We start from the raw sequence: 16,530 nt of genomic DNA, 5'->3' as shown, positions 1-16,530 counted from the left end.
GCGAAACGCGACGACACTCGCGAGCGGCGTGTCACGGCAATCGTCCAGTCCCTGCGGCCCTGAGTGCTGCCGGCCCTGCGACGTTGCAAACGCGCGCGCATTCGTCAGGTGCGCGCGATTCCGCCATTGACCAGGTGACCAATTCGCGAGCGTCTCGCGAACGCGCGCGCGTTTGCGATGGCCGTCGGGGCTCACACCACCGCAGCGGGCGTGCTCGACGCGGCGGCCGGCGTCGGGGTGTTCTCCGACGACAGGCGAGTGAGGATCTTGATCGCCGAGGTGATGTCGGACAGTGAACGGGTGAACGGAATGCGCTGTCGATCGTCGAAGGCGTACCCCGTTCCGAATCTCAGTCCGGGTGCCAGCAGCAGTCCCTGCGACTGGGCGTCGGCGACGAGATGGCTGGATCGAATGCCGTCGGGTAGGTAACACCACAGTGCCAGGCCGCCGTCGGGAACTCGAAAGTGCCAGCCCGGCAGATGATCACGCATCAATGCGACGGTGTGATCGCGGGCCGTTCTCGACGCCTCCGCGCGGACGCGTCGTACCTCGTCGTACTTACCCAACAACTCGATTGCCGCCAGTTGATCGATGATCGAGACCGAAAGTTGGCGTCGCGCATAGGTTGCGGCGACCCGCGCCAACAGACCGGCTTCGGCGCGAACCCACCCGACTCGCAGCCCGCCCCACACCGTCTTGCTCGTGGACCCGATGGTCACGGTCGCCACGTCCGGAGTGGCGGCTCCGAAGGGCTCGATATCCGGTGAACCATCGAGAGACAGATCGGCTGCAACCTCGTCGACGATGGTCAGTACGCCGTGGCGGTGCATGGTGGCGGACAGCTGTCGGCGGGTGTTCAGGGGGAGTCGGGCACCCGACGGATTGGAGAAGTCGGGCATGAAATACGCCAAAGTCGGTGCACTCTGCCGCGCGGCCCTGTCGGCGGCAGCCACGAACTGGTCGGTGTTGTCCGGATCGATGGGCACCGGGATGCAACGACCGCCGAGGGAGTGGACGAGTTCGACGACACCCGGATACGTCGGGTGCTCCACCAATACGCGGGCCCCGGGCTCGGTGAACGTCGCCAACACAGCGTGGATGGCGTCGGTGGCACCGGAGGTGACGAGTATGTTGTCGGCGGTGGTCGGCACTCCGCGCCCTCGGTAGTACGCGGCGATGGACTCTCGGAGCTCGAACAGACCGGACGGAGCGTACCCGCCCAAGTTGAAACGGTCTCGAATCTTCTCTGCCGCAACACCGTACGCGTCGGACAACAGCGGCGATGCCGACGGGGAGGCGTTGACGAATTCCAGATTCGCAGTCTCTCGGTCGCCGGCCAGTGAACCCCACGACGGCAAAGACCCCGTCGGCGAGACGTAGGTACCCGAACCTCGCTGGGCGCTGATCCACCCACCCTCGCGCAGATGCCGGTACGCCGATGCGACCGTCACCCGACTGACGTCCAAGCTGATCGACAACGCCCGCTCGGCAGGCAGACGCGTCTGCGCCGACACCTCACCGTTCTCGATCAGTCGCCGCAACTCGTCGGCGATCTCGAGGTAGAGCGGACCACCGGATCGGTTTCGCAACGTCGATGGGTCGATCCGTGCGGCCAGATCCGGGGGGTGATGGCGGAGGCGTCGAACGAGTCCATGCATGCCACTCTCGCACACTGGACTGCACTATTTGGAGTGAAAGCAGTCCATTGTGGTCATATGATCGCAATTGGCGCTGTATTGGTCCTGTCCATGGTGGGTGCAGGGTGGACTGTGGTCGCTCTGCACGAGGGCGGAAGGAGCGGGCCTGCCGGGCCGCCGCGGAGTCGTGTTCAGTCCGACTGACGCTCGTTCCGGCTCAGCGAGTCGGTGCAGAGCCTCTGGCGATGCAGCGAAACCCGATGTGGGACATGCCGGAGTCGACGGGTTGCGCTTGTCGAGCAGCGGGACGATAACGGCGGCAATAGTTCTCGGCGCACAGATGGGACCCGCCCTTGATGACCCGACGCGAGATGGTCCCGGCGGGATCGTGGCTGCCCGCGGCCGACGCGACCCGCGGATCGATCGCGGGTCCGCAGCAGGCGTGGGTGGCGGTTTCGCTGTGATCGGTGCGGTAGAAATCCGCCGTCCACTCCCACACGTTTCCGGTGACGTCGTACAAGCCGTAGCCGTTGGGTGGATACGAGCGCACGGCCGTGGTCCTACGATCGGCGACCGGTTTGAGGTTCTGCCAGGGAAACTCCCCGATCCAGTAGTTGGCCAACTGGGTACCCATCGGTGCCAGTTGGTCTCCCCACGCGTAGGCCGCGCCGTTCAACCCGCCGCGAGCCGCCCGTTCCCACTCGGCCTCGGTGGGTAGTTCCTTGCCCGCCCACTGGGCGTAAGCGTTCACGTCCTCCCAGCTCACATGCGTGACCGGATGCAATTCGCGTCCATCGATACCGGAACCCGGGCCCTCCGGATGCGCCCAGTTCGCACCCGGAATCAGCCGCCACCAGCCCTGCCAATTCGTCAGATCCACCGGGCCCTGCGTCGGAGTGAACACCAGCGAACTCGGCACCAGACGCGTTGGATCCGCATCCGGATAGTCCGCCGGATCCATCGGCCGCTCGGCCACCGTCACGTACCCGGTGGCTTTGACGAACCGTCTGAACTGAGTGACGGTCACCGGCGTCTCGTCCGCCCAGAACCCCTCGACACTCACCTCGTGAACGGGCGCTTCCTCGGGATAGTCGGCCCAGTCCGATCCCATCCGAAACCGGCCGCCGGGCACCCACCGCATACGGGGGAATGGTGGGGCAGTCATGGCGGTGATCGTACACATCGATGGGGAATGCCATTGCGCTGTCACGGAATTGAACGGCTTCGGTCGACCTTCGCCTTGTCTGTGCGCCCCCCCGAGTTCTCGCAAACGCGTGCGCGTTCGCTGAACGCGAGTGGTTTCGCGTCACGAATTTGCGCGTGTATGACGAATGCGCGCGCGTTTGCGGGATCGGGAGCCGGCCAGCGAGATCGGGGCGCGCCCGCGACACCCCAGCTCGCGGCCGCAGTACCCGTCAGTAGCGAAACGTGATGCTTGCCACTTCTCAAACCCGCTGTTATCTTGGAAACACATTCCATCAGATGGAATCGTTCATGGAATTCAGAGGAGTGGACAGTGGCATCTCGTTCCAACGAAGTACCCGTCGCAATCTCGGGTGCGGGGCCGGTGGGGATGGCGTTGGCCATCGATCTCGCCCTTCGCGGTATCCCGAGCGTGCTGTTCGAGAAGCGTTCGGAGGAGGAACGAATCGTCGCGCGCGCCAACATGACCAACGTTCGCTCCATGGAGCACTTCCGACGCTGGGGCATCGCAGATGCATTGCGCGACAACGATCCTGTGAGCCCGTTGGTCTATCGTGACGTCGCCTTCGTGACCCGTCTGACCGGCCACGAGGTCTTGAGATTCCCCCGCGCATACGAGTGGTCGGAGCGGCTGCCCATCGCATCCGAGGTCGCGGAATGGGCCCCGAACGAGGCGATCGAGAGGACGCTGCGGGACCGCGTGAAGTCCCTTCCTCTGATCGATCTCCGCTTCGAGAACGAGGTGAAGAAATTCGAGCAGGACGACCACGGGGTGACCGTCACCGTCTCCACCCCGGACGGTGAACAGACACTGCTGGCGCAGTACATGGTGGTGTCCGAGGGCAGTCGCAGCCGACTCCGTCGCGACGGACTCAACGTCCGAATGGAAGGTCACCCCAACCTCGCGCGCAGCTTCCTGTGGCACATCAAGGCTCCGGCACTGGCCGAGCTGTGGAAGGCCACACCGATGGCCTCGATGCTGCTGTTCTACAACGAGGACCGCGCCGGCGACAGTCTGGTTCCGCAGTCGGGCACCGATCACTGGGCCTACTTCTGCTCGCCCGTACCCGAGGACGTCGACGGTGACGACTGGGAAGCCTGCCGCGCCATGCTCTTTCGTGCGATCGGTGAAGAATTCGAGGTCGAGCCGCTCGCGGGCGGCACCTTCATCACCCACTCGATCCAGGCACCGCGCTTCGACTTCGGCCGCGTACTGCTGGCCGGCGACTCGGCGCACATGGTCTCGCCGATGGGCGGATTCGGCATGAACATCGGTATCGGTGATGCCGCCGACCTGGGTTGGAAACTCGCCGCGCTGCTCGACGGTTGGGGCGGCCCCCTCATGCTCCCGAGCTACAGCATCGAACGCGGAGAAGCGGCGCGCTTCATTCTCGCCGGTTGCGAGAGCAATCAGGCCGTGGGCTCCCGCGAACTGGTGCGCGACGGCATCGAGGACGACGGCCCCGTCGGCGAAGCGATCCGCGCCCAGGTGGCCGAGAACATCCAAATTCAGAAGGCCCGTCAGTTCAAGCGAATGGGCGGCCAACTCGGCTACCGCTACTCGTCGTCTCCCATCATCTACCGCGACGGAACCGACCAAACTGCACCGTCTTTCGAGGACTACGTACCGTCCTCGTACCCCGGAAACCGCGCACCGCATCACTGGCTCGCGGACGGCTCGTCGCTGTACGACCACCTGGGGAACGGCTTCACGCTCCTCGTGCTCGGCGACGTCGATCACAGCGCACTCACCGACGCAGCTGCCGAACGCAACGTGCCACTGCAGATCCTCACCGTCGAGGACCCCGACCTCACCGATCTGGGTGAATTGTATTCCGCCAACGCAACATTGATCCGCTCGGATCACCACGTCGCGTGGCGCGGCGACGCACTACCCGACGATCTCGATCATCTGCTCGATGTCGTCACCGGGTCAGTGTCCTTCGCCTGAACAGTCACACCGAACCGCAGCCACACCCAACCGCAACTCCCAACAATGAAAGGCCCACTCTCATGCCCAAAGTCACCCGTCTAGGCCACGTCGGACTGTTCGTCGCCGACCCCGAGATCATGATGGAGTTCTACTCGACATTCCTCGGAATGACCGTCACCGACCGCGACGAACGCCGCGTCTTTCTCAGTTCGCGGCCGTCGGAGGAGCACCACGAGATCCTGCTCGCGAAGAACCTCGAGCGCCACACCGATCCGCAGCAGCTCTCGTTCGTCGTCGATTCGTTGGCCGACCTGCGTGCGTTCTATGCCCAGATCGTGGAGCGCAAGTACGACATCGACCACATCAGCAATCACGGCAATGCGCTCGGTTGCTACTTCCGTGACCCCGAGGGAAACCGAGTGGAGGTGTACTGGCACACCGGAATCGAATGGCCGCAGCCGTTCAGCGAGCCCATCGACCTCTCGCTGTCCGAGGAGGAGTTGCGCAGCCGCCTCGACGAGATGGTCGCGGCGTAGGAAACCCGGCCGGGACCGCGGAGGAGAAGAGCGTTGAAAGAAGGAATGATCGCCGAGGTGGTGGCGCTCACCGGCCACAACGGCGACCGCATCGAGGGCTATTCGGCTCGACCGACCGCTGCCGAGCCGGTGGGCAGCGTCGTCGTGCTGCACCACGCACCCGGGCTCGACTTCTGGTGCAAAGAGGTGGTCCGACGGTTCGCCGAGTGCGGATACGCGGCGCTCGCGCCGAATCTCTATCACCGCCGCGGTCCCGGTCACTGGGCCGAGGTCGCTGCGGCGGCCCGGGCCGAGGGATTGGGAAAGGCCATGCCCAACGACCAGGTGATGGGCGACATCGCCGGGGCCACCGACTACGTCAAGTCGCAGCCCGGCTCCAACGGTAAGGCCGGGGTGATCGGATTCTGCTCCGGCGGACGGCAGGCCTTCCTCGCGGCGTGCGACGTGCCGGCGTTGGACGCCGCCGTCGACTGCTGGGGTGGAAGCATCGTGCCGCAGGCTCCCGATCCGACGAAGCCGAACGCCCCGTCGCGGGGAGTCATTCATCGGGCTCCGGACATGTCGGCTCCGCTGTTGGGGATCTTCGGTAACGACGACACCAATCCGGATCCGACGCAGGTCGACGACATCGAACGTGAGCTGACCAGGCTCGGCAAAGATTTCGAGTTCCATCGTTACGACGGTGCGGGACATGGGTTCTTCGCTACCGACCATCCGCATTACCAGCAGGCACAGGCGGTGGACGGCTGGAAGAAGGTCTTCGCCTTCTTCGATGTGCACTTGCAGTCCGACGCATCCTGATCGACTTTCAGGCGAGGGTCGAAACGCACAGAAAACCCGAAGGAATTGAGGGTTGTGTGATGGCCCTCACATGGCTAGTCTCGATTCCGTACCTCGGAATCGCATTCCACGAAGGCCACGCGAGTAGTCCACGAGACCGCGTGAGCACCCCGCACGCGCTCTCGAAGGAAGAACCCCAATGTCTCTCACTCCCTCCCGTCCCACCTGGGTCGGGTCGAAGTCCGCGAAGTTGATGGTCATCGCGGCAACCATGTCGGCCGTACTCGCCGGCTGCGCCGCCGAGGCGGCATCACCGACCGGCACTGCCACCGGCGGCTCGACGTCGGTAGCCACGGACCAGACCAACACGTCGGCTGTCACCGACCTGGTCGACTACACCGGAGGAACCGCAGGCGCAGCCGATCAGAGCCTCGAACCCGTCACCATCGGATGGGTCAATCAGCAGGGCGGTGCCCTCGGATTCCCGGCCGCCACCGACGGTGCCGAGGCCGCCGTGAAGTACGTGAACGAGAACCTCGGCGGTATCGACGGGCATCCGCTGAAGCTCGAGACGTGCTTCGTCGTCGAGAACGAGCAGGACGGCAACAGTTGCGGCCTGCAGCTGGTCAACGATCCGGAAGTTCGGACCGTGCTGTTCGGCTCGACCATCACCGGCAATCAGTCGTTCCTGGCGGTGAACAAGGGGCAGAAGCCGATCCTGATGGCCAACTCCATCAGCTCCACCGACGCTCAGAGCGACAACGTCTTCATCTACAACGGCAACCCGTCGTCGATCTTCCGTGGACTGACGACCTACCTGGGCACCGTGGTCGGTGCGAAGTCGGTGGCGCTGATCTACCCCCAGAACGCTCAAAGTGCTGACGGCGCAAAGGTTCTGCAGACTGCACTGGACTCGGTCGGTATCGAGGTCAAGGCCGTCGGCTTCGACCCGTCGACCACCAACCTCACCGCGGCCGCAGTGGCCTCGGGGGCATCGGACGCCGACGCCATCGTGCCGCTCGTCTCGACGCCGCCGACGTGCGTGGCCGCGGCCAAGGCCCTCGACACGCTGGCCGTGACGGCCCCCATCATCGGAGCCGGCTCGTTCTGCTTCACCGACCAGGTGGCGCAGGGGCTCGGTGGTGACGCACCGAAGTGGCAGCAGATCTCCACCCAGACCAACGTCGCCGACATGAGCCAGCCCGACGTCCAGTCGTACATCGACGCCTCGACGACCGCCGGACTGTCCGAGACGTCCCAGACCACTCCCGACGCCGCCCTCGCCTGGGGGTTGGTCGCCACAGCGACCCGATTCCTCAATGCCGCAGGCGGTTCCGAAGCAACCGCGCCGGCGATCGCCGAACAGGCGAAGTCCTTCACCGGCCCACTGCTGTTGGGTAGCGCCACCGTCGCTTGCGGCGCGAACACCGCCGAGCCGGGCCTGTGCGGTGCCCAGACTCGAGTCTTCGAATACACCGGCGACGGCTCGTACACCGCGCTCACCGACTGGCTCGAACCATCGGGCACCTGACACATCGATCTCCGACAGCCCCCACACTCTCGAGAAAGAAGACCATCATGACCGCTGTAGCCAACGACACCGTCGAACATTCCAGCCCCGCGTCGAGTCCGGAAGTCCTCATCGAACGAGCACGATCCTTCCGTGATCACCTGCTCGCAGAACAGGATTCGACCGATGCTCGCGGCACCTACTCGCCCGAGACTCACGAACTGTTCAAGGAGGCCGGCTTCTACCGCACCTTGCTCCCACAGCGTTTCGGTGGGCTCGAATACGACGTCACCTCGTTCGTCAGGATGATCATCGAAATCGCCCGCGGCTGCCCGGGTTCGGGCTGGTGCCTGTGCCTCGCCTCCGGTCACGGACTGCAGATCGGTGGATTGTTCGACGAGAAGGCGCAAGCCGAGGCGATCGGACCCGGCGGGGACTTCGCAGCCCCGATGCGCGGCGTGCCGATGGGTACCGCGACGCTGCAGGACGACGGTCGCTGGAGCGTCGACGGAACCTGGGACTACTGCTCGGGATCGCCCTACTCGACCCACGCCATTCTCGCGGTGCGCCTCGTCGAAGGCGGCGAGAAGACCGGCCAGGGCTTGGCTCTCGTTCCGCGCAACGGCTGGATCCTGCAGGACGATTGGAAAGAGCGCGCATTCGGTATGCGCGGCAGCGGCTCGAACAGCATCACCGTCACCGGCACCGCGGTGCCGGAGGAGAACGTGGTGCGCGGCAGCCTGCTGCAGTTCCGTGGCGGACTGAAGACCCCCGGTTACGAACTGCACGGCAATCCGATGTACGCAGGCCACCCTATGGGCTACCTGCAGCTCGAGATCACCTCGGTACTCGTGGGCTGCGCCTGGGCCGCGCTCGACGAGTACGAGCGCATCCTACGGACCAAGAAGACCATGGGCCCCAACCCACTTCCGCGCTTCACGTCCCCGGATTTCCAGCGCTACTGGGGCGTCGCGGCCGGCAAGATCCGTGCGGCCGAGGACATCCTGGTGAAGATGAGCCAGCACTACTCCGAGCTGTGCGCGTCGTCGGTGCAGGACGGGGGCGAGTTCGAGCCCGAGGACCTGATGAACATCAACGCCAGCACCCACCACGCCGTCAACCTCGCCTGGGAAGCCGTCGAACTGCTGTTCCGTACCTCGGGAACCAGCGAAGGCGGACGAAACGGCTCTCGCATGCAGCGCTACTACCGCGACATGTCCACGGCGCGAACCAATGTGGGCCTGCAGTGGGAGACCTTTGCACAGATGTTCGCCCAGGAGCACTTCGACCTCTCGCCGGCACCGCTCGCGTGATGGCCGGGCCCACGATTCGACACGGGCGGGCGTAGCGCATGGATACCGTCTTCCTGTTCGCTCTGCTCGGGTTGGGTACCGGCGCACTGATCGCGATGATCGCGGTCGGCGTCGTACTCAGCTGGCGCGGTAGCGGAACGATCAACATCGCGGCCGGTGCCGTGGTCATGGTCGCCGGCTACCTCTTCTGGTCCCTGCGCACCGGGTTCTTCGCCCCCGCATTGACCACTCCCGCAGCGATAGTCGTCACGCTGCTCGCGATGGCACTGCTCGCGGTCATGGTCGAGTTCGCAGCCGTCAAGCCGCTCAGATCCGCCTCGCCGCTCGCCAAACTCGTCGCGTCCATCGGAGTACTGCTGCTGCTCCAAGCAGTGGTGCAGCTCGTGTTCGGTACCGCTCCGCTGAACAGCCCCGCCGTGTTGACAGACTCGGTCGTGCAGGTCGGCGGTGTGACAGTGCCGGTGGCACAGCTGATTCTGGCCGCAGTGGTCGTCGTGATCTCGGCGGCGCTTGCCGCGCTTTACCGCTTCACCCGCTTCGGTATCGCGACCCGTGCGGCGTCCGAGAGCGAGCGTTCGGCCGTCCTGGCCGGGTTGTCGCCGTCGTCGATTTCGCTGGCCAACTCCGTACTCGCCTATGTCACGGCCGGCTTCGTGGGCATCCTGGCCGCCTCCATCGTCGGAGTCAGCGCCTCGACGCTGCCGCTGCTGGTGATCCCCGCCCTGGCCGCTGCGCTGTTCGCCGGGTTCAGCTCCATCTGGATCGCCTGCGCAGCGGGACTTCTCATCGGCATGGCCGAGTCATTGCTGTCCTACGCCTCGACCATGGACTGGTTCCCGACGCAGGACGGAATCACTCCACCCGGGTTGCAGCAGCTCACAGAGTTCCTGCTGATCGTCATCGCACTGTGGTGGAAGGGTTCGACACTGCCGCAGCGCGGCGATTTCGTCGGACGCTCGCTCCCGGCGGTACCCCGCCAGGAGCACCTGCTGCGCCGCGTCGGCCCCGTCTTCGTCGTCGGAGCGATCGCACTGCTCGTCCTCCCCTCGGACCTACGTCAGGCCATCACCACCGGCCTGGTCGCGACCGTCCTGTGCCTGTCGTTCATCGTCATCATGGGATACGTCGGGCAGCTGTCGGTGGTGCAACTCGCGCTCGCCGGATTCGCCGCGTTCGCAGTCTCGCGGCTCGGCACCGAATTCGGTCTCGGCTTCCCGGCCGCCCCGATCATCGCCGTTCTCGCGGCGACCGCACTGGGCGTGGGAATCGGAGCCGCGGCCCTGAGAGTGCGCGGAGTGACCCTGGTGGTGGTGACCCTCGCCGCGGCCGTGGCCATCGAACAATTCGTGTTCGCCAACTCCGAATGGGGCGGCGGTCAGACCGGCGCACCCGTGGCCTCACCCACACTGTTCGGATTCAACTTCGGACCCGACTCCGGCCTGCGCGGACTGGACGGCGCACTACCGAGCCCGGTGTTCGGACTCGTCGCACTGGTGGTCGCCACCCTCGCATACATGGGTGTGGTCTACCTCCGCAACAGCGACCTCGGTCGTCAGATGTTGGCCATCCGCTCCAACGAACGTGCCGCAGCCGCAGCCGGAGTCAACGTGCGGACGGTCAAGATCGTCGCCTTCGGCATCACCTCGGCTCTGGCCGGAGTGGCCGGCGTGATGTACGCCTACCAGTTCGGCACCGTCTCGGCGAACAGCTACGGGATCTCCGTCGCGCTGACTCTGGTGGCGAGCGTCTACGTACTCGGCGTGACGCTGCCGCAGGGAGCCGTGCTGGCCGGATTCGGAGCGATCGGTTCGGTGATACCGCTGATTCTGCAGAAATACGTTCTCCCCGCAGACCACATCTCCCTGTACGTGCAGCTGCTCATCGGCGGCGGTCTGCTGCTCCAACTGCGGTTCTTTCCGGACGGCCTGCTCGTGTCGAGGTCGATCAAGAAGGAACGCAAGATGACCGGTATCGACACCCTCGTGCCGGAACTGCCACGGATGAAGAGCGTGCGAACATGACGACCAACGTTCTCGAAGCCCGCAACATCGAAGTACGGTTCGGCGGCGTGCACGCGCTGCGCGGCGTCGACCTGCAGGTACGCCCGGGCCAGATCGTCGGCCTGATCGGACCCAACGGAGCAGGCAAGACCACCTTCGTCGACGCCATCACCGGGTTCGTTCCGGCCGGTGGGTCCATCGAGATCGGTGGTCGCGACGTCAGCGGCCTGCGTCCCCACGCACGAGTACGACAAGGTCTGTGCCGCACCTGGCAGGCCGTCGAGCTGTTCGACGATCTGACGGTGGCGGAGAACCTCGCCGTGGCCTCACGTCAGCCCACCGTGAAATCGACGATAGCCGGCATGTTCGGCCTCGGCATCGACGATATCGCCGGCGCAACAAAGACTCTCGCTGACGTGGGAATCGGCCACCTGGCTCGGGCACTGCCCACCGAACTCTCCGAGGGGCAACGCAAACTCGTGGGGATCGCCAGGGCGCTCGCGTCCGAGCCGGCGATTCTGTGCCTCGACGAGCCCGCCGCCGGCCTTGATACCACCGAAAGTTCGTTTCTCGGAAAGCAATTGCGCAGCCTGGGTGATCACGGAACACCGATGTTGCTGATCGACCACGACATCTCGTTCGTGTTCGGAACCTGCGACTACGTCGTCGTACTCGAGTTCGGTCAGGTGATCGCCCAGGGGCTGCCACACGTCGTGCGATCCGACCCCCGTGTGATCTCGGCGTACCTCGGTCATGACGTCGCCTCGGCAGGAAAGGACCGGACATGAGCGCAGTTCTGAGCGTCGATCATCTCTCGGCCGGCTACCAACGGTCGGTGGTCGTTCGCGACATCGGCATCGAGGTCGGGACAGGCGAGGTGGTGGCTCTGCTCGGGCCCAACGGCGCAGGCAAGACCACCACTCTCAAGGCAGTCTCGGGGCTCGTGCGTTCGTTCGAGGGCGGGGTGAGCCTGCAGGGGGAGAGCCTCGAGGCACTGTCACCGACCAACCGGGCTCGCCGCGGCATCGCCCACGTGCCCGAAGATCGAGGACTGTTCTTCGGTCTGACCGTCGCCGAACACTTCAAGTTACGCAGGCGCGGTGAGACTCTCGATGCCGACCTCGCTTTCGACTACTTCCCGGCGCTGACGAAACTGAGCAACCGTCTTGCGGGAGTTCTCTCGGGAGGCGAGCAGCAGATGTTGGCCGTGGGCCGGGCGCTCGCCCGCAAACCGGCGCTGCTGCTGCTGGACGAACTCAGCCTCGGACTCGCGCCGGTCATCGTGCAGGCACTGCTGCCGGTCATTCGCCGGTTCGCCGACGACACCGGTTGCGGCGTCCTGCTCGTCGAGCAGCACGTGGAGCTCGCCCTCGGAATCTCGGACCGGGCCTACCTGATGGCCCACGGCGACATCTCGGCCGGACACGACGCCCAGGTACTGCTGCAGGACAAGGGGCTGGTCCGAGCCAGCTACCTGGGCGGGGACCAATGGGACGCAAGCGAAGCGGACCTGGCGACAACAACCACCACCACAGAAGGAGAGAAATGAAAATAGGAATCATCGGAGCCGGACGAATGGGTCAGGCATTGGCCGGACTCTTCACTCGGGCCGGACACGACGTCATCCTCAGCAACTCGCGCGGCCCGGAATCGTTGGCGGACATCGTCGACGAGTTCAACGGACACTGCTCCGCGGGAACGGTGCAGGAGGCCGTGGACAGCACCGACCTCGTCTTCCTGGCCACCCCGTGGGGCAAGACCGCTTCGGCCGTCTCGGTCGTCGAGAACTGGGACGGCAAGATCGTCGTCGACACGACCAACAATCGAACCGCCCCCGGTCCGCAGGGCGTCATCGACATCGGCGGCCGGATCTCGAGCGAGGTGGTCGCCGAGTACGTACCGGGTGCGCGAGTGGTCAAGGCGCTCAACGTCACTCCCATCCACATCATGGCGACCACACTGTCGGCCGGAGCCGATCCTCAGCATGCGGTCTACATGGCAGGCGACGACGACGACGCGAAGAAGCTGGTGACGGATCTTCTCGCGACCATCGGCGGTGTCGCCATCGACACCGGCGATCTGCACACCGGCGGAGCGCTCCAAGGGATGGGCGGTGCGCTGCCCGGCGACATGGAGATGCTCAGCGTCCCGGCCGCCGAGGCCAAACTCGCTGCAGCCAAGAGCTAGACCCACCAACACAATTCGAGGAGAACACCATGACCATCGTTCAGTTGAGCAAGACGACCACCCTCACCGCCAAGGCCGACGAGGTCTGGTCTTTCGTCAGCGACTTCGGCGGCTACGCGTCCTGGCAGCCGCACATCGACGCCGTGGAGATGCAGGCCGACGGTAGCCGCAAGGTCGACTTCTCCCGCGGCGACTCGGTCTTCGACCGCATCGCGGCCCAGGACGACGCCGCCCGATCGCTCACCTACGAGTTGGTGCCGGGCCAGCCCGGACCGATGCAGCACCTCGCCGCCACCTTCACCGTGCGCGAAGCGGGCGACGGCTCCGAGGTGGAATACGCCATCGAGGCCGACGTGCCCGAGGAGATGCAGGACGGTGCCCGCGTCGGTATCGGAGCGGACATCGACGGTGCACTCAGCGGCCTGAACAGCAAATTCGGTGGCTGACGACGCCCCCGTCGCACTGGTGACCGGAGGAGCGGGGTTCATCGGGTCGGCTGTCGTCGACCAGCTCCGCGCCTCCGGCCACCACGTGGTGGCGCTCGACCTGCACGGTGATCCGGCGGTCGACCTGTCCGACGAACACGCCGTGCGCGCCGCCGCGCGGGCAGTGCTCGCCGAACACGGCCGCGTCGACGTCCTCGTCCACGCCGGGGTCTCGTTCCAGCGGGCGACCCTCGCCGATCTGGACGCCACCGTGCTGCGCAACGTCATGGCCGTCAACGTCGAAGCTCCGCTGTGGCTGGTCCAGGAACTCGAACCGGGCATGACCGAGCGAGGATTCGGACGCGTGGTGTTCCTCGTGTCCGACACCTTCTTCAACCCACCGCCGGTGTCGGACATGCTGCCGTACATCACCAGCAAGGGCGCGCTCATCGGTGCGTCACGCTCGCTGGCACGCTCGCTCGGCGCGTCGGGCATCACGGTGAACTGCGTGGCACCGGGCCTGACGCCACCGCCGGTCGGCGGCATGGAGCAGCACGTCAAGGACGACGTACTGCGCCGGCAGGCACTTCCGCGTCCACTGGTCCCCGACGACGTGGCCAACGTCGTCGCGTTCCTGGTGCGGCCGGAGAGTCAGGCCATCACCGGTCAGACGCTCTGTCCCGACGGCGGGTTGGTGCTGCTGTGACGTCGGATGTGTCAGTGCGGGCGGGCAAACGGATGTCGGCCGCCGACGCCGTCGCCGACATTCCCCACGGCGCGAGCATCGGCGTCGGGGGATTCGGCACCGCCGGAGTGCCGTGGGCGCTGGTGCGGGCACTGCGTGTTCAGGGTGCCTCCGGCCTGACCGTCGTGGCGAACAACTGTGGGGTCAACGGAGCCGGCCTGGCTCTGCTGCTGCACGACCGTCGCATCGACCGCGTGATCGCGTCGTACATCGGAGCGAACGACGAGTTCGCGCGGCAGTACATGAGCGGCGAGATCGAGGTGGAGCTGACACCGCAGGGCACGTTGGCCGAGCGGCTTCGGGCCGGCGGGGCGGGCATCGCTGCCTTCTTCACCCCCACCGGGGTGGGCACCCTCGTCTCCGACGGCGGCATGCCGCATCGGTACGACTCGGCCGGGAACGTGGTGAAAGCGTCCGCTGCCAAAGAGATTCGCCGATTCGGACTCGGCGGCCGCGATCGTGAGTACGTGCTCGAAGAGGGCATCGTGACCGACTACGCGCTCGTACGCGCCGCGGTGGCAGACACGGCCGGCAACGCGATATTCCGGGCCTCGGCGCAGAACTTCAACCCGGACGTGGCGATGGCAGGCCGCATCACCGTCGTGGAGGCCGAGCGCATCGTCGAACCCGGCGCACTCGATCCCGACTCTGTTCAGCTCTCCGGCGTGTTCGTCCAGCGTGTGGTCGAAGTACCGGACGAGGTGGTCGCATGACCGGCCTCGGCTGGAACCGGGACGAGATGGCGCGACGAGCCGCGCAGGAACTACGTCCCGGGCAGAGCGTCAACCTCGGGATCGGTCTGCCCACCCGCGTGGCCAACCATCTGCCGTCCTCGCTCGGAGTGACCGTGCACAGCGAGAACGGCGTCCTGGCCGTCGGCCCGACACCGCTGCCGGAATGCCTGGACACCGACCTGATCAATGCCGGAACCGAACCGATCACGGTGCTACCCGGCGCATCGTTCGTGTCCTCGTCCACGTCGTTCGCCATGATCCGCGGCGGACACATCGACGTGACGGTTCTCGGCGCGATGGAGGTCTCGTCGACCGGCGACCTGGCCAACTGGATGATGCCCGGCCACATGGTGCGGGGGATGGGCGGGGCGATGGATCTCGTTGCCGGTGCGGGCCGCGTCATCGTCGTCATGGAACACGCCGGCAAGGACGGCACACCCAAACTGGTGCAGCAGTGCACGTTCCCGCTGACCGGACGCGCGGTGGTGGACCGCATCGTCACCAATCTCGGCGTTCTGGACGTCACGCCACGGGGTTTCGCATTGCGTGAAGTGGCGCCAGGGGTGACGATCCCCGACGTGCGCCGGCTGACGGGGGCGTCCGTGATGACGTGACGAGCCCGGCCACGGGGGCGTTGAACGGTGACGTGACAGGGCCGACCAGTAAGCTCACCTCCCATGGAGGCTTTGTGAACGAGCGCGAGAATCGAGACGCCGGCCATGTGCGCGCAGTGTCCCGGGCCACCCGCATCGTCACGGCTCTGGCCGAGCATCCGTACCCGCTGGGCATCGTAGAACTCGCCCAGTTCGTTCGACTGTCACCGGCCAGTGTGCACCGCATCCTCGGCACTCTCGTCAGTGTCGGTTGGGTGGAACAGAATTCGCGCACCGCGAAGTACCGACTCGGAATGCACGCCATCGGAATCGGCAGCGTCGGAATGGTCACCAATCCGGTTCTGCACGACGCGCGGATGTATCTCTCGCGGCTGGCGGAATGGTCCGGCCACGATGCCGTTCTGAGCACCCTCGTCGGGGTCAAGGCCGTTCAGCTCTCGCGCGTGGCGGGAGCACACACCGAGTTCATCGAGTTCGAACCCGGGCATCCGCAGCCCGCGTACGCCATGGCCGACGGCAAACTTCTGCTGTCGTACATGCCGTACGAGCAGCGTCGCAATCTGTACGAGAACGACGGACTGCGGCGGTTCACGCCCAACACGATCACCGACCCGGATGCCATGGAGGCGGAGTTCTCGCGCATCCAGGAGCAGGGCTACGCCGTCGACAACTTCGAGCGGTTCGACACCGGGCGCGGAATCGCGGCCCCGGTCCTCGACGCCGATCGGCGTCCCATCGCCGCGATGCTGTGCCTGGGCAAGATCGAACCCGATCGTGATGCGGAAATCATTCAGCAGTTGCTCTCGTTGGCACGGGAGATGTCGGAACGGCTGCGCGCCGCGGGAGATCTGCCTGCGTCCGCTCTCGATATCGCAATGCCCGAGACCGACTCGGGTCACTGATTTCCCCGAAA

16 protein-coding genes are annotated in these 16,530 nt (G+C 65.7%); 14 read left to right on the top strand and 2 right to left on the bottom strand.

Going from position 1 to position 16,530, the window contains the following annotated elements; all coding sequences use genetic code 11:
* Window positions 1–191: 191 nt before the first annotated feature.
* Window positions 192–1,658 (bottom strand): MocR-like transcription factor YczR, encoded by a 1,467-nt coding sequence (gene yczR / locus CH256_RS19070; RefSeq protein ID WP_094670314.1) that lies wholly within the window; start codon window positions 1,656–1,658, stop codon window positions 192–194.
* A gap of 196 nt (window positions 1,659–1,854) precedes the next feature.
* Window positions 1,855–2,802: a formylglycine-generating enzyme family protein gene (locus CH256_RS19065; protein ID WP_256989482.1), complete on the bottom strand. Its 948-nt coding sequence runs from the start codon at window positions 2,800–2,802 to the stop codon at window positions 1,855–1,857.
* 351 nt (window positions 2,803–3,153) lie between these two features.
* Here CH256_RS19065 and CH256_RS19060 point away from each other — a divergent pair, with 351 nt between their 5' ends.
* The 14 genes from CH256_RS19060 (at window position 3,154) to CH256_RS18995 (ending at window position 16,519) form a co-directional block, all read left to right on the top strand.
* Window positions 3,154–4,791: an FAD-dependent monooxygenase gene (locus CH256_RS19060; protein ID WP_094670312.1), complete on the top strand. Its 1,638-nt coding sequence runs from the start codon at window positions 3,154–3,156 to the stop codon at window positions 4,789–4,791.
* Window positions 4,792–4,853: 62 nt separating this feature from the next.
* Window positions 4,854–5,309, top strand: coding sequence for a VOC family protein (locus CH256_RS19055; RefSeq protein WP_068055139.1), 456 nt, complete (start codon window positions 4,854–4,856; stop codon window positions 5,307–5,309).
* Window positions 5,310–5,342: 33 nt separating this feature from the next.
* The gene (locus CH256_RS19050; RefSeq protein ID WP_256989481.1) at window positions 5,343–6,110 is read left to right on the top strand and encodes a dienelactone hydrolase family protein; all 768 of its coding nucleotides are present in this window, start codon (window positions 5,343–5,345) and stop codon (window positions 6,108–6,110) included.
* Between the two features lie 178 nt (window positions 6,111–6,288).
* Window positions 6,289–7,620 carry an ABC transporter substrate-binding protein gene (locus tag CH256_RS19045; protein ID WP_094670310.1) on the top strand — a complete coding sequence of 444 codons (1,332 nt, stop codon included), beginning with the start codon at window positions 6,289–6,291 and terminating at the stop codon, window positions 7,618–7,620.
* A gap of 47 nt (window positions 7,621–7,667) precedes the next feature.
* Complete coding sequence (locus CH256_RS19040) at window positions 7,668–8,912, top strand: acyl-CoA dehydrogenase family protein (protein ID WP_094670309.1); 1,245 nt, start codon at window positions 7,668–7,670, stop codon at window positions 8,910–8,912.
* Between the two features lie 38 nt (window positions 8,913–8,950).
* The gene (locus tag CH256_RS19035; protein WP_094670308.1) at window positions 8,951–10,933 is read left to right on the top strand and encodes a branched-chain amino acid ABC transporter permease; all 1,983 of its coding nucleotides are present in this window, start codon (window positions 8,951–8,953) and stop codon (window positions 10,931–10,933) included.
* Entirely contained in the window at window positions 10,930–11,700 is a 771-nt protein-coding gene (locus tag CH256_RS19030; RefSeq protein ID WP_094640738.1) for an ABC transporter ATP-binding protein, read from the top strand. The genes CH256_RS19035 and CH256_RS19030 overlap by 4 nt, the downstream gene beginning before the upstream one ends.
* Window positions 11,697–12,461 carry an ABC transporter ATP-binding protein gene (locus tag CH256_RS19025; protein ID WP_094670307.1) on the top strand — a complete coding sequence of 255 codons (765 nt, stop codon included), beginning with the start codon at window positions 11,697–11,699 and terminating at the stop codon, window positions 12,459–12,461. The genes CH256_RS19030 and CH256_RS19025 overlap by 4 nt, the downstream gene beginning before the upstream one ends.
* The gene (locus tag CH256_RS19020; protein ID WP_179272150.1) at window positions 12,458–13,099 is read left to right on the top strand and encodes an NADPH-dependent F420 reductase; all 642 of its coding nucleotides are present in this window, start codon (window positions 12,458–12,460) and stop codon (window positions 13,097–13,099) included. The genes CH256_RS19025 and CH256_RS19020 overlap by 4 nt, the downstream gene beginning before the upstream one ends.
* A 29-nt stretch (window positions 13,100–13,128) precedes the next feature.
* Window positions 13,129–13,545 (top strand): SRPBCC family protein, encoded by a 417-nt coding sequence (locus CH256_RS19015; RefSeq protein ID WP_037193878.1) that lies wholly within the window; start codon window positions 13,129–13,131, stop codon window positions 13,543–13,545.
* Complete coding sequence (locus CH256_RS19010) at window positions 13,538–14,230, top strand: SDR family NAD(P)-dependent oxidoreductase (protein ID WP_068055119.1); 693 nt, start codon at window positions 13,538–13,540, stop codon at window positions 14,228–14,230. Before CH256_RS19015 ends, CH256_RS19010 begins: the two co-directional genes overlap by 8 nt.
* A 32-nt stretch (window positions 14,231–14,262) precedes the next feature.
* The gene (locus tag CH256_RS19005) at window positions 14,263–14,982 is read left to right on the top strand and encodes a CoA transferase subunit A (protein ID WP_094670305.1); all 720 of its coding nucleotides are present in this window, start codon (window positions 14,263–14,265) and stop codon (window positions 14,980–14,982) included.
* Window positions 14,979–15,617: a 3-oxoacid CoA-transferase subunit B gene (locus CH256_RS19000; RefSeq protein ID WP_094670304.1), complete on the top strand. Its 639-nt coding sequence runs from the start codon at window positions 14,979–14,981 to the stop codon at window positions 15,615–15,617. Before CH256_RS19005 ends, CH256_RS19000 begins: the two co-directional genes overlap by 4 nt.
* A gap of 74 nt (window positions 15,618–15,691) precedes the next feature.
* Window positions 15,692–16,519, top strand: coding sequence for an IclR family transcriptional regulator (locus CH256_RS18995; RefSeq protein ID WP_068055115.1), 828 nt, complete (start codon window positions 15,692–15,694; stop codon window positions 16,517–16,519).
* The last annotated feature ends 11 nt before the right edge of the window (window positions 16,520–16,530 follow it).

Source organism: Rhodococcus sp. 05-2254-6, assembly GCF_002258565.1.
Taxonomy (GTDB): Bacteria; Actinomycetota; Actinomycetes; order Mycobacteriales; family Mycobacteriaceae; genus Rhodococcoides.
The sequence above is the reverse complement of the archived record's forward strand: the minus strand, read 5'-3'. Positions and strand labels throughout refer to the sequence as shown.

Excerpts from the sequence above, each read along its gene's own strand:
- yczR (WP_094670314.1), bottom strand. The coding sequence starts at position 1,658 with ATGCATGGACTCGTTCGACGCCTCCGCCATCACCCCCCGGATCTGGCC.
- CH256_RS19065 (WP_256989482.1), bottom strand. The coding sequence starts at position 2,802 with ATGACTGCCCCACCATTCCCCCGTATGCGGTGGGTGCCCGGCGGCCGG.
- CH256_RS19055 (WP_068055139.1), top strand. The coding sequence starts at position 4,854 with ATGCCCAAAGTCACCCGTCTAGGCCACGTCGGACTGTTCGTCGCCGAC.
- CH256_RS19045 (WP_094670310.1), top strand. The coding sequence starts at position 6,289 with ATGTCTCTCACTCCCTCCCGTCCCACCTGGGTCGGGTCGAAGTCCGCG.
- CH256_RS19040 (WP_094670309.1), top strand. The coding sequence starts at position 7,668 with ATGACCGCTGTAGCCAACGACACCGTCGAACATTCCAGCCCCGCGTCG.
- CH256_RS19035 (WP_094670308.1), top strand. The coding sequence starts at position 8,951 with ATGGATACCGTCTTCCTGTTCGCTCTGCTCGGGTTGGGTACCGGCGCA.
- CH256_RS19030 (WP_094640738.1), top strand. The coding sequence starts at position 10,930 with ATGACGACCAACGTTCTCGAAGCCCGCAACATCGAAGTACGGTTCGGC.
- CH256_RS19025 (WP_094670307.1), top strand. The coding sequence starts at position 11,697 with ATGAGCGCAGTTCTGAGCGTCGATCATCTCTCGGCCGGCTACCAACGG.
- CH256_RS19020 (WP_179272150.1), top strand. The coding sequence starts at position 12,458 with ATGAAAATAGGAATCATCGGAGCCGGACGAATGGGTCAGGCATTGGCC.
- CH256_RS19015 (WP_037193878.1), top strand. The coding sequence starts at position 13,129 with ATGACCATCGTTCAGTTGAGCAAGACGACCACCCTCACCGCCAAGGCC.
- CH256_RS19005 (WP_094670305.1), top strand. The coding sequence starts at position 14,263 with ATGTCGGCCGCCGACGCCGTCGCCGACATTCCCCACGGCGCGAGCATC.
- CH256_RS19000 (WP_094670304.1), top strand. The coding sequence starts at position 14,979 with ATGACCGGCCTCGGCTGGAACCGGGACGAGATGGCGCGACGAGCCGCG.